This is a genomic window from Mycobacterium sp. NPDC049093, from assembly GCF_040704635.1.
Lineage (GTDB): Bacteria > Actinomycetota > Actinomycetes > Mycobacteriales > Mycobacteriaceae > Mycobacterium.
The window spans coordinates 266708-279883 of the sequence record NZ_JBEZJS010000004.1 but is presented as its reverse complement, the minus strand read 5'-3'; the positions used below and the strand labels follow the sequence as shown (position 1 = coordinate 279883).

At 66.1% G+C, this 13176-nt stretch carries 17 protein-coding genes and 1 pseudogene; 11 read left to right on the top strand and 7 right to left on the bottom strand.

Annotated elements, in window-relative coordinates:
- Positions 1 to 48 precede the first annotated feature (48 nt).
- Positions 49 to 1500, top strand: coding sequence for a lipase maturation factor family protein (locus tag AB0876_RS16945; protein WP_491838145.1), 1452 nt, complete (start codon positions 49 to 51; stop codon positions 1498 to 1500).
- Here AB0876_RS16945 and AB0876_RS16940 read toward each other — a convergent pair.
- From AB0876_RS16940 to AB0876_RS16930, 3 genes are read right to left on the bottom strand one after another with little or no spacing between them, the layout of a single operon-like run.
- Complete coding sequence (locus AB0876_RS16940) at positions 1480 to 2283, bottom strand: SDR family NAD(P)-dependent oxidoreductase (protein WP_491838146.1); 804 nt, start codon at positions 2281 to 2283, stop codon at positions 1480 to 1482. The genes AB0876_RS16945 and AB0876_RS16940 overlap by 21 nt on opposite strands.
- 9 nt (positions 2284 to 2292) lie before the next feature.
- Positions 2293 to 3210 (bottom strand): metallophosphoesterase family protein, encoded by a 918-nt coding sequence (locus AB0876_RS16935; protein ID WP_491838147.1) that lies wholly within the window; start codon positions 3208 to 3210, stop codon positions 2293 to 2295.
- Positions 3207 to 3569, bottom strand: a complete 363-nt coding sequence (locus AB0876_RS16930; RefSeq protein WP_491838148.1) for a cupredoxin domain-containing protein — start codon at positions 3567 to 3569, stop codon at positions 3207 to 3209. Before AB0876_RS16930 ends, AB0876_RS16935 begins: the two co-directional genes overlap by 4 nt.
- Positions 3570 to 3758: 189 nt before the next feature.
- Here AB0876_RS16930 and AB0876_RS16925 point away from each other — a divergent pair.
- The 3 genes and pseudogenes from AB0876_RS16925 to AB0876_RS16915 all read left to right on the top strand — a co-directional run.
- A pseudogene (locus AB0876_RS16925) lies at positions 3759 to 3974 on the top strand (RNA polymerase sigma factor); the annotation flags it as partial.
- A 30-nt stretch (positions 3975 to 4004) separates the two neighbouring features.
- The gene (locus AB0876_RS16920; RefSeq protein WP_491839293.1) at positions 4005 to 4715 is read left to right on the top strand and encodes a Rieske (2Fe-2S) protein; all 711 of its coding nucleotides are present in this window, start codon (positions 4005 to 4007) and stop codon (positions 4713 to 4715) included.
- An 82-nt stretch (positions 4716 to 4797) separates the two neighbouring features.
- On the top strand, positions 4798 to 5046 hold the full coding sequence (locus AB0876_RS16915; RefSeq protein WP_491838149.1) for a hypothetical protein: 249 nt from the start codon (positions 4798 to 4800) through the stop codon (positions 5044 to 5046).
- Positions 5047 to 5051: 5 nt separating this feature from the next.
- Here the strand turns inward: AB0876_RS16915 and amaB are convergent, their stop codons facing one another.
- Entirely contained in the window at positions 5052 to 6602 is a 1551-nt protein-coding gene (amaB, locus tag AB0876_RS16910; protein ID WP_491838150.1) for an L-piperidine-6-carboxylate dehydrogenase, read from the bottom strand.
- A gap of 42 nt (positions 6603 to 6644) precedes the next feature.
- Between amaB and AB0876_RS16905 the strand changes: the two genes are divergently transcribed.
- Together AB0876_RS16905 and lat are read left to right on the top strand one after the other, a co-directional pair.
- Positions 6645 to 7109: an Lrp/AsnC family transcriptional regulator gene (locus tag AB0876_RS16905; RefSeq protein ID WP_491838151.1), complete on the top strand. Its 465-nt coding sequence runs from the start codon at positions 6645 to 6647 to the stop codon at positions 7107 to 7109.
- A 52-nt stretch (positions 7110 to 7161) separates the two neighbouring features.
- Positions 7162 to 8496 (top strand): L-lysine 6-transaminase, encoded by a 1335-nt coding sequence (gene lat / locus AB0876_RS16900; RefSeq protein ID WP_491838152.1) that lies wholly within the window; start codon positions 7162 to 7164, stop codon positions 8494 to 8496.
- Here lat and AB0876_RS16895 read toward each other — a convergent pair.
- The gene (locus AB0876_RS16895; RefSeq protein ID WP_491838153.1) at positions 8493 to 9056 is read right to left on the bottom strand and encodes a restriction endonuclease; all 564 of its coding nucleotides are present in this window, start codon (positions 9054 to 9056) and stop codon (positions 8493 to 8495) included. The two genes, lat and AB0876_RS16895, sit on opposite strands and share 4 nt — an antisense overlap.
- Positions 9057 to 9128: 72 nt before the next feature.
- Between AB0876_RS16895 and AB0876_RS16890 the strand changes: the two genes are divergently transcribed.
- Genes AB0876_RS16890 through usfY form a run of 3 tightly spaced genes read left to right on the top strand, consistent with a single transcriptional unit; the run spans position 9129 to position 10784 of the window.
- Positions 9129 to 9815 (top strand): PAS and ANTAR domain-containing protein, encoded by a 687-nt coding sequence (locus AB0876_RS16890; RefSeq protein WP_491838154.1) that lies wholly within the window; start codon positions 9129 to 9131, stop codon positions 9813 to 9815.
- 30 nt (positions 9816 to 9845) lie between these two features.
- Positions 9846 to 10463 (top strand): flavodoxin family protein, encoded by a 618-nt coding sequence (locus AB0876_RS16885; protein ID WP_491838155.1) that lies wholly within the window; start codon positions 9846 to 9848, stop codon positions 10461 to 10463.
- Between the two features lie 12 nt (positions 10464 to 10475).
- Positions 10476 to 10784 carry a protein UsfY gene (gene usfY, locus AB0876_RS16880; protein ID WP_491838156.1) on the top strand — a complete coding sequence of 103 codons (309 nt, stop codon included), beginning with the start codon at positions 10476 to 10478 and terminating at the stop codon, positions 10782 to 10784.
- A 64-nt stretch (positions 10785 to 10848) separates the two neighbouring features.
- Here the strand turns inward: usfY and mbp1 are convergent, their stop codons facing one another.
- Positions 10849 to 11091 carry a microaggregate-binding protein 1 gene (gene mbp1, locus AB0876_RS16875; RefSeq protein WP_029107199.1) on the bottom strand — a complete coding sequence of 81 codons (243 nt, stop codon included), beginning with the start codon at positions 11089 to 11091 and terminating at the stop codon, positions 10849 to 10851.
- A 159-nt stretch (positions 11092 to 11250) separates the two neighbouring features.
- Between mbp1 and AB0876_RS16870 the strand changes: the two genes are divergently transcribed.
- Positions 11251 to 11928, top strand: a complete 678-nt coding sequence (locus AB0876_RS16870; protein WP_491838157.1) for a HemK2/MTQ2 family protein methyltransferase — start codon at positions 11251 to 11253, stop codon at positions 11926 to 11928.
- Entirely contained in the window at positions 11925 to 12140 is a 216-nt protein-coding gene (locus AB0876_RS16865) for a CDGSH iron-sulfur domain-containing protein (RefSeq protein WP_491838158.1), read from the top strand. Before AB0876_RS16870 ends, AB0876_RS16865 begins: the two co-directional genes overlap by 4 nt.
- Here AB0876_RS16865 and AB0876_RS16860 read toward each other — a convergent pair.
- Positions 12120 to 13139: an iron-containing redox enzyme family protein gene (locus tag AB0876_RS16860; RefSeq protein WP_491839294.1), complete on the bottom strand. Its 1020-nt coding sequence runs from the start codon at positions 13137 to 13139 to the stop codon at positions 12120 to 12122. The genes AB0876_RS16865 and AB0876_RS16860 overlap by 21 nt on opposite strands.
- Between the last annotated feature and the right edge of the window lie 37 nt (positions 13140 to 13176).

Below are 13176 nucleotides of genomic sequence, written 5' to 3'. Positions count from 1 at the left end.
CGGGGTACCGTTCTCGTGGACAGACCCGCAACGTCGTCAGGTCCGCGCATGGAATGGTTCATCGCAGACGAATACTGGTTGGCCCGACAGGTATTGCAGCGGGGAACCGCCGCGATCTACCTGATCGCGTTCATCGTGGCGGCCCGGCAGTTCCGCGGCCTCCTCGGTGCGCGCGGCCTGCTGCCGATCCCGCGATTCCTGGCTGCCAACTCATTCCGCAGCGCCCCGAGCCTGTTTCAGTTTCACTACACCGACCGCTTCTTCGCCGGCGTGTGCGCAACGGGTGCGTTGCTCGCCGCCGCCCTGCTCGTCGGTTGCGGCGACATGGTGCCGCTGTGGGTCGCGATGCCGGCCTGGCTGCTCCTGTGGGCGCTGTACCTGTCGATCGTGAACGTCGGCCAGACGTGGTACTCGTTCGGGTGGGAATCGCTGCTGCTGGAAGCCGGGTTCCTGGTGACCTTCCTGGGCAACGACGACGTCGGCCCTCCGCTGCTGGTGCTGTGGTTGGCCCGGTGGCTCGTGTTCCGGGTCGAGTTCGGCGCCGGGCTGATCAAACTCCGAGGTGATCCGTGCTGGCGCAACCTCACCTGCCTGTACTACCACCATGAAACGCAACCCATGCCGGGGCCGCTGAGCTGGTTCTTCCACCATTTGCCCAAGCCCCTGCACCGAATCGAGGTGGCCGGCAACCACTTTGCCCAACTCATCGTGCCGTTCGCCTTGTTCGCCCCGCAACCGGTGGCCAGTGGGGCCGCGCTCGTCGTGATCGTCACCCAGCTGTGGCTGGTCGCGTCGGGCAACTTCGCCTGGCTCAACTGGATCACCATCGTCCTGGCCTTCAGCGCGGTGTCGGATTCCAGTGCCGCCGCACTGTTCCCGGTTCCTGAACATCAATTCGGCCCGACCCCAGTGTGGTTCATCGTGGCGGTGGTCGGATTCGCGGCCGCGGTGGCGGTGATGAGCTACCTGCCGGCCCGCAACCTCATCTCGAAACGTCAGCGGATGAATGCCTCGTACACCCGCTATCACCTGGTGAATTCGTACGGCGCGTTCGGCACCGTCGGCCGCACCCGTGACGAAGTGGTTTTGGAGGGCACCTCGGACGCCAGCCTGGGTGAGCACACCGTGTGGAAGGAGTACGAGTTCAAGGGCAAGCCCGGCGATGTCCGTCGATGGCCGCGGCAGTTCGCGCCCTATCACCTTCGCTTGGACTGGCTGATGTGGTTCGCCGCCATCTCACCGGCCTACGCCCACGGCTGGCTGCGCATGCTGCTGACCCGGCTGCTGGAGAACGATCGAGACACGCTGAAGCTGCTGCGGTGCAATCCCTTCCCGGACGATCCGCCGCGATACGTGCGGGCGACGCTGTACCGGTACGAGTTCAGCACCTGGACCGAGCTGCGGCACGAACACGTCTGGTGGCACCGCATATCGCTGGGCGTGTACGTGCCGCCGCAATCGTTGCCTGCGGCGGGCCGCTCATCGGCCGGCGCGCAGTGAGCGCTGGTAGCGGCGCATCCCGGCGATCCACCGGTCGTAATCGGAACCCTTGTGCCGGTACATGTCGAGCACCTGCGGGTGCGGCAGCACGAGAAACCGGCCCGACTGCACGGCCTCGACCGTTGCGGTGGCCACCTGTTCTGCACTGATGACCTCGCCGGACTGCACGATCGACGCGGCACCGGCCGCGGCGTCCGGATCGGCCGAAGTACGTACCGCGTCGAGGAGCGGGGTGTCCACACCCAGCGGGCACACACAGCTGACCCCGATGTTGTCATCGCCGTAGGTGATGGCCAGCCATTCGGCGAAGCCGACCGCGGCGTGTTTGGTCACGGCATACCCGGCGGCTCCGATCTGGGACAGTAGACCGGCCGCCGAGGCAAGGGATACGAAGTATCCGCCTCCGCGCGACAACCATTGCGGCACAAGCACTTGCGCGGCGCGGATATGTGCGCGCAGGTTGACGTCCAGGATCGAATCCCAGTCCTCGTCGGTGCCGAGGCCCGGTGCGCCGAGAATCCCGGCGTTGGCGACGTAGATGTCGACCGGGCCGAACTCGGTGGTGGTCAGCTCCTCGATATCGGCGGTGACACCGGCGTCGGCCCGAACACCCAGTGCCTGCCCGCCGCCGGAACGGATCTGGGCCGCCGTCTGCTCGGCCGACTCCGCGTCGAGGTCGGCGGCGACCACGCGTGCACCTGCCGCCGCGAACGATGTGGCCAGCGCACGGCCGATTCCCGATCCGGCGCCGGTGATGACCGCCACCGAGTTCTCAATCTGCATGCCTCCTGCTTACAGCCGGTCCTCCTTGAGCGCCAGTGCCGTGGTGCCCTTGGTGTAGCTGACTTCCCGGATTCCCAGGGCGTCGTGCAGGCGACCGGCAGGGAGGGTCAGCGGTTTGGGCGCCGGACCGTCGCCGGGATGCGGCAGGGGATAGGCGGTGGTGGTACCGCTGTGGAACGTCACGTTGCCCTCGGTCTTCGAGAACAGTTGGTGCACATGACCGTTGAGACAGGTGACCGAGGCGAACCGGCGCAGGTAGCTCAACGCCTGAGTGGCGTCGTCGGTACCCCAGCCCCAGTCCGGGTACATCGCGAACAACGGAATGTGGCTGAACACCACGATCGGAGTGTCCGAGGACAACGGGGCGACGTCCTTCTCGATGAAGTCCAGTTGATCGACGCCGAGATGCCCCAGCTTCTTCAGGTTCAACGTGTTGACCAGCCCGATGACGTGTACCCCGGCGATGTCGAAGCTGTACCACCCGTCGCCGCGGGCGCCCGCTCCGAACACCGACCGGTACTTCTGGCCGGCGTCGTCGACCGAATCGTGTTCGCCGGGCACCGTGAACACGAGCGGTGTCTTGAGGTCGCCCATCATCTGCTTGACCCGATCGAACTGTGCGGGCGTGGACAGGTGCGTGAGATCACCGGTGTGGATGACGAAATCCGGGGTGTAGTCCAGCGAATTGATCTGGTCGATCGCCCGGCCGAAGGACCCGGCCACATCGGTATTGGCGGATCCGTTGAACCCGATATGGCTGTCGGAGACCTGGGCGAAACGCATCGTCGGCCCCGACACCACCGCGGTGGGTTTGACCGCGGCATGCGAGATCACCTCACCGCCGACCACCGCGAGACCGACCGCGGCGCCGAACCAGGCGCCGTGGCGGATGAGTTGGCGACGGCTCATGGCGTGCGAATCGGTCATGAGGTCACCACCACGGTGCCGCGCATGGAGGGGTGAATCGAGCAGATGTAGTCGTAGCTACCCGGTTTGGTGAAGGTGAAGCTGAAGGTGGCGTTGGAGTCCATGCCGGGGGAGCGGAACGAGCCGTCGCCGGCCGCGACGGTGTGCGGTTCCTCGTCGTGATTGGTCCACGTCACGGTGTCGCCACGGTGCACCGTCAGCGTGGCGGGAGCGAACGCGAAGTTGTCGATGCTGACGGCGGTTCCGGGGACCGGTGCCGACGATGTGCTTGCCGGCGCGGCCGGCGCACCGGAGCACGCGGACGCCGCCGTTATTGCCAGGGCGGCAACGGCCGCAGAGGCAGGGAATCGTCGGACCATCGGAACCTCCGTTGTGTCGAGAGCGGCGCAGAAACGGTCATCAGGAGATAGCGCGCCGGGTTACACCGGTGGATGCTGGTCAGATGCGGACGCCGTTCGCGTGTAACCCGCCGCTCTATCTAGGTGTGCGGGAGCCTGCTCCGGGTTCCCGCATGGTGAAAGGCGGGTGGCCGGTGCTGAGGATGCTCGATGCCTGTCGGACGTGAGCGCCCGGAACTGCGGATCGTGCCGGAGGGGTGTTATCCGAGCTGGGACGCCGTGTACGACGACAACCTGACGTGGGTGTACCGATTGCTCTACGCGCGGTTGGGCAGCCACGCCGACGCCGAGGACCTGACCTCGGAGGTCTTCTTGGCCGCGCTTCGGCCGCTGCGGCTCTCGGCGAGCGTGGCCGAGGTCCGCTCTGGCCGCTCAGATCAACGAGGGAGAGTCACGGTGACCAGGCGCGGGGTACGCAAATACGTCGACGATCTACTCGCCGGGCGACGACCCGAATCCTTCCCGGCCGACGACTTCGACGCCGCACAGATTCGCGCGGCGATCGAACTGCGGGCAGCACGTCCCGACGCAGTCGAACCCCGGCCGGAGTTCGTCGATGACCTCAAGAGCCGTATCGCCCAACAGCTTTCCCATGCAGAAGCGGACGAACCGGCGCGGCCGGGGCCGTCGGCCACCCGCCGGCAGGTCATCGTGGGCACCGCCGCGGCGGCGACCGCGGCCGTCGCCGCCGTATCGATCGACCATGTCGTGTCCGACCGGGAGCAGCCCACCGAGCCTGCGCAGGCCGACGGTGCTGACCTGGTGCCCAACGACGGCGAGTGGCTGCCGGTGGCGAGAAGCGCCGATCTCGCAGAGGGTTCCGTGCTGTCGTTCGACCTCGGCACGGTGTCGGGATTCGTCCGGCGGGCGGGAGGAAAGGTCGATGCCGTATCGGGGGTATGCACCCATCAGGGGTGCAAGCTGTGGTTCGACGGCGCCGTGGACAGCCTTCGCTGCCCGTGCCACGTGACGTCGTTCTCGCCGGCCGGCCAGGTACTCACACACCAACTTCCGATCGCGCCGAAGCCGTTGCCGCACTTCGATGTCCGAGAGCGAGGCGGGAGCATCGAGGTGTTGGCCCCACGGCCGCCGGAGCGGCCGGCCTGAACCGGATGTAACCACAGTGCGTATCGATAGGTGAAACCTACGGATGCGGGAGGGCCTCCAGATGAACCGATCGATATGCGCTGTGGCAGTGGTAGTGGGGTTCCTGGGTGCTGCCGCCCCGGCCTCGGCAGCACCCACCGGCGGTACCAGAGCCGCCGATGTGGTGCGGGACCTGACGGCTGCCGGGTACACCGTTCAGATCAACGGGGACAACGGAGTTCCGCTGTCGCAGTGCAGGGTGACCGATGTGCACGGGGTGCCCGCCACACGCACCACCGCGCTGCAGTTCACCACCGTGTACGTCGACGTCGTGTGTCAACAGGACGGCTGAGCCGGCTAGCCGAAGTGCACGCCCTGAGCCAGTGGCAGCTCGGAGGAATAGTTGACCGTGTTGGTCGCGCGACGCATGTACGCCTTCCAGGCATCCGAGCCTGATTCGCGGCCACCGCCGGTGTGCTTCTCGCCGCCGAACGCCCCGCCGATCTCGGCGCCCGACGTCCCGATGTTGACATTGGCGATACCGCAGTCGGATCCGTCGGCGGCCATGAACCGCTCGGCCTCGCGCACATCGGTGGTGAAGATGGCCGAGGAAAGCCCTTGTGGCACCGCATTGTTCAGGGCGATCGCGTCGTCGATATCGTCGTAGGTCAGGACGTAGAGAATCGGCGCGAACGTCTCGGTGTGCACCACCGCGGATTGCGCAGGCATCCGGACCACTGCGGGAGCCACGTAGAACGCGCCCTCGTCACCCAGGTCGTGACGCTCACCGCCGAACACCTCGCCGCCATCGGCGCGGGCCTGCTCCAACGCCCCGACCATGTCGCGATAGGCGCGGGTGTGGATGAGCGGGCCGACCAGGGTGCTGTCCACACTCGGATCACCGACGGGCAGGCTCTGGTAGGCCGCGACGATTCGGGACACCAGGTCGTCGGCAATGGACGAGTGCACGATCAACCGGCGCAGCGTGGTGCAGCGTTGTCCCGCGGTGCCCGCGGCGGAGAACACGATGGCGCGCACGGCGAGATCCAGATCGGCCGAGGGAGTCACGATCGCGGCATTGTTGCCACCCAACTCGAGCAGCGCCTTGCCGAACCGGGCGGCAACGCGCGGACCCACCTGTTGGCCCATCCGCACCGAACCGGTCGCGCTGAGCAGCGCCACCCGCGGATCGTCGACCAGTCGTTCACCCAACTCGCGCCCGCCGAGGATCAGCCGGCTCACTTCCGTGGGCGCACCGACATCGGTTGCGGCGCGTTCGATCAGCGCCTGACAGGCGATCGCGGTCAGGGGAGTCAGCTCAGAGGGTTTCCACACCACGGTATCGCCGCACACCAGGGCGATCGCGGTGTTCCACGCCCACACCGCAACCGGAAAGTTGAACGCGGTGATCACGCCGACGACGCCCAGCGGGTGCCACGTCTCCATCAGTCGGTGCCCGGGACGTTCGGAAGCGATGGTGCGACCGTACAACTGGCGTGACAGCCCGACCGCGAACTGGCAGACGTCGATCATTTCCTGGACCTCGCCCAGTGCCTCTGAGGTGATCTTGCCCGCCTCCACCGTCACCAGTGTCGCCAGATCTGCCTTGTGCTCGACGAGCAACTCGCCCAGCCGCGCCACCAACGCGCCGCGTACCGGTGCCGGAGTGGTGCGCCATGTCGAGAAGGCCTGTGCCGCAGCGGTGATCGCAGCATCGACCTGATCGGGACTGTCCTCTGGCAGCGTGAACAATACGTCGCCGCTGATCGGGGTGCTGGCGTGCAGGCCGGGACCCGGGGCGGTCGGTTCACCCAGTTCCGCCGTCGCCCCCACAGCATCGAGAGCCTGCCGTACCCGCCGGCGCAACACCTCTGCCGTGGGGAGGTCGGTCCGTTCGGTGGTGGTCATCGTCTGCCTTTCTGGTTGGTGGCGGCGTTACAGTTTCCGACCATGGGTGAAGCCGACGAGCACGTGCTGGACGACACCGACCGGACTCTCGTCCGCGCGCTGGTGGCCGACGGCAGGGCCACACTGGCGCAGCTGGCCGCAGTGGCCGGATTGTCGGTCTCGGCGGTGCAGGCGCGGGTGCGCCGGTTGGAGTCGCGGGGCGTGGTGACCGGATACGCTGCGCGGCTCAACCCCGAGGCGCTGGGCAACATGCTCTCGGCGTTCGTCGCCATCACCCCTCTCGATCCGTCTCAACCCGATGATGCACCCGCCCGGTTGCAGCACATCCCCGAAATCGAGTCGTGTCACTCGGTGGCCGGTGACGAGAGCTACGTCCTGCTGGTTCGGGTGGCCTCGGCGCGGGCGTTGGAGGACCTGCTCCAGCGGATCAGGACCGCTGCCAACGTCCGCACGCGCAGCACGATCATCTTGCAGACATTTTACAGCGGACGAGACTACGTTCCGTAACGATTACGGTTTAGTCCCATATTCACCGTAAAGATTCCGCTAAGATGGTGTCATGACTGCAGTGTTGACACCTACGCCGCAGGTAACGCCTGACCAGGTACGAGCCGTCCTGGCCCGCAGCATCCTGACCGACGGCTTCGATTTCGTCCTCGACCTCGACCGCTCCCGGGGCTCCTATCTGGTGGATGCACGTACCGGCGACCGTTTCCTGGACATGTTCACCTTCTTCGCTTCGTCCGCGCTCGGGATGAACCATCCGGCGCTGGCCGACGACGAACATTTCCGGGCCGAACTGGCCCGGGTCGCGGTGAACAAGCCCAGCAATTCCGACATCTACAGCGTGCCGTTGGCCCGATTCGTCGACGCCTTCCGCCGGGTACTCGGAGACCCGGACCTTCCGCACCTGTTCTTCGTCGACGGCGGAGCCCTGGCGGTCGAGAATGCTCTCAAGGTGGCGTTCGACTGGAAGAGCCGCCACAACGAGGCCCGCGGGATCGACGCGGCCCTCGGTACCAAGGTGCTCCACCTGCGCGGAGCCTTCCACGGCCGCAGCGGATACACGATGTCGCTGACCAACACCGACCCGGTGAAGGTGGCCCGCTTCCCCAAGTTCGACTGGCCCCGCATGGATGCCCCGTACCTGCGACCAGGGGTGGATATTGCTGCGGTCGAAGCTGATTCGCTACGGCAGGCAAGGGCGGCGTTCGAGGCCAACCCGGACGACATCGCCTGCTTCATCGCCGAGCCGATCCAGGGTGAGGGTGGTGACCGGCACATGCGGCCGCAGTTCTTCTCCGCGATGCGGGAGCTATGCGACGAATTCGACGCCCTGCTGATCTTCGACGAGGTGCAGACCGGGTGTGGTATCACCGGAACCGCCTGGGCCTACCAGCAATTGGGAGTCACGCCGGATATCGTCGCGTTCGGCAAGAAAACCCAGGTGTGTGGCGTGATGGCCGGCCGGCGGGTCGACGAGGTCGTCGACAACGTGTTCACCGCCAGCTCGCGGATCAACTCCACCTGGGGTGGCAACCTGGTCGACATGGTGCGGTCGCGCCGCATCCTGGAGGTCATCGAGTCCGACGGACTGTTGCGCAATGCCGCGCTGATCGGCGACTACCTTCTCGGCCAGTTACGGGAGTTGGCAGTGGATTTCGCCGATACCGTGCTCGATCCGCGAGGGCGCGGTCTGATGTGCGCATTCAGCCTGCCTTCGCCCGCCGCCCGCGACGAGCTGATTCGCCGGTTGTGGGGCAGCCACGTCATCATGCTGCCGAGCGGCACCGACTCGGTGCGGTTCCGGCCGGCGCTGACCGTCACGCGTACCGAGATCGATGCGTGCCTCGACGCGGTGCGGGCTGCACTGAGATCACCGCTGGCGGGCTAGGGCGCACGTTCCGCCGACGCCGCGCGACGCAGGATCGACTTGAGCCTGGGCAACTCTGCTCCGCCCACCAGCTCGCACCCGTGCAGTTCGGCGAGTTTGCGTGCAGCCGGGGTGAATTCGTTGTTGGTGACCACCATGGTCCTGGCACAATCCTGCATCGGAGCGCCCGCGACGACCTCCTGTACGGCGCCGGCCCCCACCGGACGTGACAGGCATTTGCACTGCACCGCAATCCGATTGGGCCTGCGACCGACGATCAGATCCACCCCCCAGTCGCCGGTGAGAGGGGTCATGATCACCGGCAGTCCACAGCTGCGGGCCACCTGGGCCACGCGATCCTCGAACTCCAGCCCGGTCATCTGGGTGGCGGCCTGCTCACGGACGCCGGGTGTGCGGGCACCGTGGAAGGCGCCCGCGACGAACCGTGGCGTGGCCGCCAAGGTCAGCGGCAACAGGACGCCGATGACCAGGCTCCATGCCGTGCCGACCCCGGCCAGATGACTTGCGATCGCCGCCGCGACCCCGGCTGCGATGAGGACCTTGATCCGAAGCCGTCTCACAGCGCCGAATGTAGACCTCACCTGTGACAATCAATTGAGTTGCCGCCAGCCCGGCGCGTTATTCTCAACCCCGTGACGAGTGACTCGGCCGAGGGAAACCGCAACTCGCCGATTGAGCATGCCTTTGCCGGCGGTGAGGCGCAGCGGGTCGGCTGGTTCAGGTTCTACTTCGCCGATGAGCGCTGGGAATGGTCGCCGCAGGTGGAGCGGATGCACGGGTATGAACCGGGTACCGCGAACCCGACGACCGAGGTGGTGCTGTCCCACAAGCACCCCGAGGACTACGGGCAGGTGGCAGCCACCCTGCTTGAGATGCGGCGCACCTCGGGTGCGTTCAGCACCCGACACCGGATCATCGATACGGCCGGCGACGTCCACCAGGTCGTCGTCGTCGGGGATCAGCTCTTCGATGACTCCGGCGCGGTCATCGGAACGCACGGTTTCTACGTCGACGTCTCTCCGTCCGTCGCGCGGGCGCGGCAGCAGGCGGTCACCGAGGTGGTGGCCGAGATCGCCGAGGCCCGTGGTGCGATCGAGCAGGCCAAAGGCATGTTGATGCTGATCTACCGGCTCGACGAAGATGCGGCGTTCGAGCTGCTGAAATGGCGGTCACAGGAAACCAACACCAAGCTGCGCCTGCTTGCCGAGCAGCTGGCACGAGATTTTCTGGCGCTCGACTACACCGAGACGCTTCCGAGCCGCGTGGTGTTCGACCGGTTACTGCTCACCGCCCACCAGCGGGTCGGCCCGGAGGTTTAGCCCGTCCCGGTCCTGGGAAGCCTCGGACCCATGACCGCGCCGAACCTGACTGCGCTGGCTTTGGTCTGCAGTCTCAAACGCCGGCCGGCCGAGTCCAGTAGCGAGCTGATCGCCGATCAGGTTCGCGAGAATCTCGGTGTGCTCGGCGTCAGCACCGAGTCGGTCCGGTGCGCAGACTTCATCATCGAGCCCGGGGTCGAAGCCGATATGGGTGGCGACGACCAGTGGCCCGAGATCCGTAGGAAGATTCTGGACGCCGACATCCTGCTGCTGTCGACACCGGTATGGCTCGGGCACCCGGCGAGCATCGCGCAGCGCGTTCTCGAGCGGCTGGATGCCGAGCTTTCCAATACCGACGACGCCGGCCGCCCGGTGTTGGCGGGCAAAGTGGCGCTGGTGTCGGTTGTCGGCAACGAGGACGGCGCGCACAAGACGGTCGCCGATCTCTTCCAGGCGCTCAACGACATCGGCTACACCATTCCGGCGCAGGGCTGTACGTACTGGAACGGCGAGGCCATGCACGGCACCGATTACCTGGATCTCGACGAGGTGCCCGATCCCGTCGCCGACGCCACCGCCGCGGCCGCGCGCAACGCGGCGCACCTGGCCGGACTACTCAAGGTCGGCCAATACCCGCGCTATGAGTGAAAGGGAGAAACAATGAAAGGTCCCGACGACCCCGTCGACCACACCAGGACAACCAGGCCGCATGCCGGCGAGTCGATGAAAGACAACCGCAACATGCCCGCTCTGATCCTGGTCGGTGTGGGTCTGGTGATGTTTGTTGCATGCCTGGTCGGCTTCGCGACCGGTAACACCGGAGCAGCGGTGGTGCTCGCGATTCTCGCCGCGGTGGGACTGCTGGGCGGCGGGCTCTGGCTCCTGGTCGCTCACCAGCGCGTGCGTCGCCTCGAAGAACGGTGGTACGCAGAGCATCCCGATGTGATCAGGCAAGCGCCGAACAGCTGACCTGAATACACGAGATGGCCCAGCAACAGGTTGTTGCTGGGCCATCTCTTTCAATCAGGCCGGGCTAGGGACGCTGGCTCGCCTGCTCGCGCTTCTCGGCGGCCTTGGCACCCGCCCGGGCCGATTCGGCTTCGGCCTCCTTCTTGGCGGCGTCCTGCTGCGCATCGGCCTTGTCCTGCTGCGCTTTGCCCTCACGAACGAGGTCTTCGCGCCCGGTCACGGTGCCGACAGCTTCCTTGGCCTTGCCCTTGACGTCCTCGACGACGCCCTTGATGCCTTCTTCAGGTCCTGAGTTCTTCTCGGTCATGCTCTACCTTTCCGCTTCAGGAGTGGATTGGTGTTTACTACGCGGCTTCTCCACGCACACCTTGGATTCCCTGATGCGCAGGCACTAAACGTGACGTGCCTAATCGTGGCGTTCGCGACAAGCGAGTTTGCCTGGCGCCCGGATGGGTACCGAATAGGGGTGATTTCCGGAAGCATTGCCGTTGGCGCGGAGAACGTCTATTGCCCGCAGCAGGACTCATGGCTGCTCATCGATGCCCTCACGCGCAACGGTGTGGTGTCCGGCCGCCGGGTGGTGGACCTGTGCGCCGGGAGCGGAGTGGTTGCCATTGCCGCGGCCGAGCTGGGCGCCAGTGCGGTTACCGCGCTGGATATTTCGCCGAGCGCGGTGCGATGCACCCAGGCCAACGCATTGGCTGCACAGGTCGATGTCGACGCCAGGCTCGGTTCGTGGACTCAGGCGCTGGAACACGAACCGTTCGACATCGTCGTGTGCAACCCGCCCTACGTTCCGGTGGCACCGGAAACCTCTGCCGGAATGATGCTGTCGACCGGCCCGATGGCTTCCTGGAACGGCGGTCCGGACGGTCGGCTGATCCTCGACCCATTGTGCCGCTCGGCTGTCGAAATGCTGGCGGAAGGCGGATCTCTGTACCTCGTCCAATCCGAGTTCGCCGACGTCACGGAGTCGGTGAGGCTGTTGCGTGCGGGTGGGCTGGATGCGGACATCTATGTCACCCAACGAATTCCGTTCGGACCGGTGCTGCACTTACAAGCTCCGTGGCTTCGAGACACCGGGCGTCTGACCGATGACCGGACGGAAGAAGAACTGGTCGTCATCCGGGCGGACAAGCCATGACCGATCGCCGGGCAGTGCGAGTGGTCCAGGGGGGGCCGATCCTCGTCGAAGGGCCCGTCCGAATCGAGCTGCCCGACGGGAGCACCGTCGAATCCGATCGGTTCATGGTGGCCATCTGTACGTGTCGCCGGTCCAAGACCTATCCGTTGTGTGACACCAGCCACCGCAAGATCAAGCGGTCCTGCCCAAGCTCAGGAAAGCGGTCGGCATAGCGAACTACGTTCGGCCAGCCAGCTTTTCATCAGGTGATCGGCCAACCTGTCCTCCATGGCGGCGAACGCCCGCATCCCGAACACCACGTCGCGGTCGAGTTCGGGTTCGCGCCGCACGAGGTCGCCCACCACATCGTGGCGGACGACCTGCTCGTGTACCGCGTCGGCTTCGACATGCTCACGGTAGAACCGGACACACGCCTCGGGCGCCTCGAGCCGCTCCAGGGCGGCCACCAGGCGCTGCGACCCCGGTGAAGAGGTGATCTCGGTGGCCGCGAAGTGCCCGGTGGCGGCGCCACGTAGTCGTCGATGCAGGCCGAACATGGACATCAGATTGACCAACGCGAGGCTTTCGGCCGGTACCGCGTCGAGATAGCCGAGGTAGGCATCGTCCAGCTCGGCCTCTTTCAGGAGGTCGGCGAACAGGTTCTGGTGGATGCGGTCTGACGAGCCGGCGCCGTATTCGTCGTATTCGACGGCGACGAAGGCGGCCTTGGCCTGGCCGCTGAGGCGGGGGATCAGCCAGGCGTGCGGGTCACCCTCTTTGAGGTGGTACAGCGACCGGTGCACGAAGTACTCGCGCATCTGCTCCCACGTGCCCGCATCACGAAGGTGATACGACGGGCCGGTGCCGTCACGGGGCTCGACCGACAAGCGCGCCATCTCTCGCTCGGCAGAGTCCTCGAGGTCGATTCTGCCGACCTCGCGGCGGACCGCCGCGAGAAAGATCCGTTCGAACTGCGAGCGAAGGTGCAACAGGCCGGCGTTCCACTCCCAGTCCTGATCGACACCGGAGAATCCCCGGTAGTGCAGTTCGTAGCAGAGATAGAGCGACAGCTGCACATCCAGGCCGAGCGGATCGGAATCGCGCAGCGGAATCCAGACCGGTTCGAGGTGGTTGTGCGGTGCGCGATCGCCGAGCCTGTCGATCAGCGCGGCGGAGATGGGCCCCTTCGCAGGCGGAAGCCCCGGTTCCGGAGCGTTGAAGAGCGTCGTCATGGCGGTTGAGGTATGCCCGTCGACGGTCTCTGGTAAA

Excerpts from the sequence above, each read along its gene's own strand:
- AB0876_RS16945 (WP_491838145.1), top strand. The coding sequence starts at position 49 with ATGGAATGGTTCATCGCAGACGAATACTGGTTGGCCCGACAGGTATTG.
- AB0876_RS16940 (WP_491838146.1), bottom strand. The coding sequence starts at position 2,283 with ATGCAGATTGAGAACTCGGTGGCGGTCATCACCGGCGCCGGATCGGGA.
- AB0876_RS16935 (WP_491838147.1), bottom strand. The coding sequence starts at position 3,210 with ATGACCGATTCGCACGCCATGAGCCGTCGCCAACTCATCCGCCACGGC.
- AB0876_RS16930 (WP_491838148.1), bottom strand. The coding sequence starts at position 3,569 with ATGGTCCGACGATTCCCTGCCTCTGCGGCCGTTGCCGCCCTGGCAATA.
- amaB (WP_491838150.1), bottom strand. The coding sequence starts at position 6,602 with ATGACCACCACCGAACGGACCGACCTCCCCACGGCAGAGGTGTTGCGC.
- AB0876_RS16905 (WP_491838151.1), top strand. The coding sequence starts at position 6,645 with ATGGGTGAAGCCGACGAGCACGTGCTGGACGACACCGACCGGACTCTC.
- lat (WP_491838152.1), top strand. The coding sequence starts at position 7,162 with ATGACTGCAGTGTTGACACCTACGCCGCAGGTAACGCCTGACCAGGTA.
- AB0876_RS16885 (WP_491838155.1), top strand. The coding sequence starts at position 9,846 with ATGACCGCGCCGAACCTGACTGCGCTGGCTTTGGTCTGCAGTCTCAAA.
- usfY (WP_491838156.1), top strand. The coding sequence starts at position 10,476 with ATGAAAGGTCCCGACGACCCCGTCGACCACACCAGGACAACCAGGCCG.
- mbp1 (WP_029107199.1), bottom strand. The coding sequence starts at position 11,091 with ATGACCGAGAAGAACTCAGGACCTGAAGAAGGCATCAAGGGCGTCGTC.
- AB0876_RS16865 (WP_491838158.1), top strand. The coding sequence starts at position 11,925 with ATGACCGATCGCCGGGCAGTGCGAGTGGTCCAGGGGGGGCCGATCCTC.
- AB0876_RS16860 (WP_491839294.1), bottom strand. The coding sequence starts at position 13,139 with ATGACGACGCTCTTCAACGCTCCGGAACCGGGGCTTCCGCCTGCGAAG.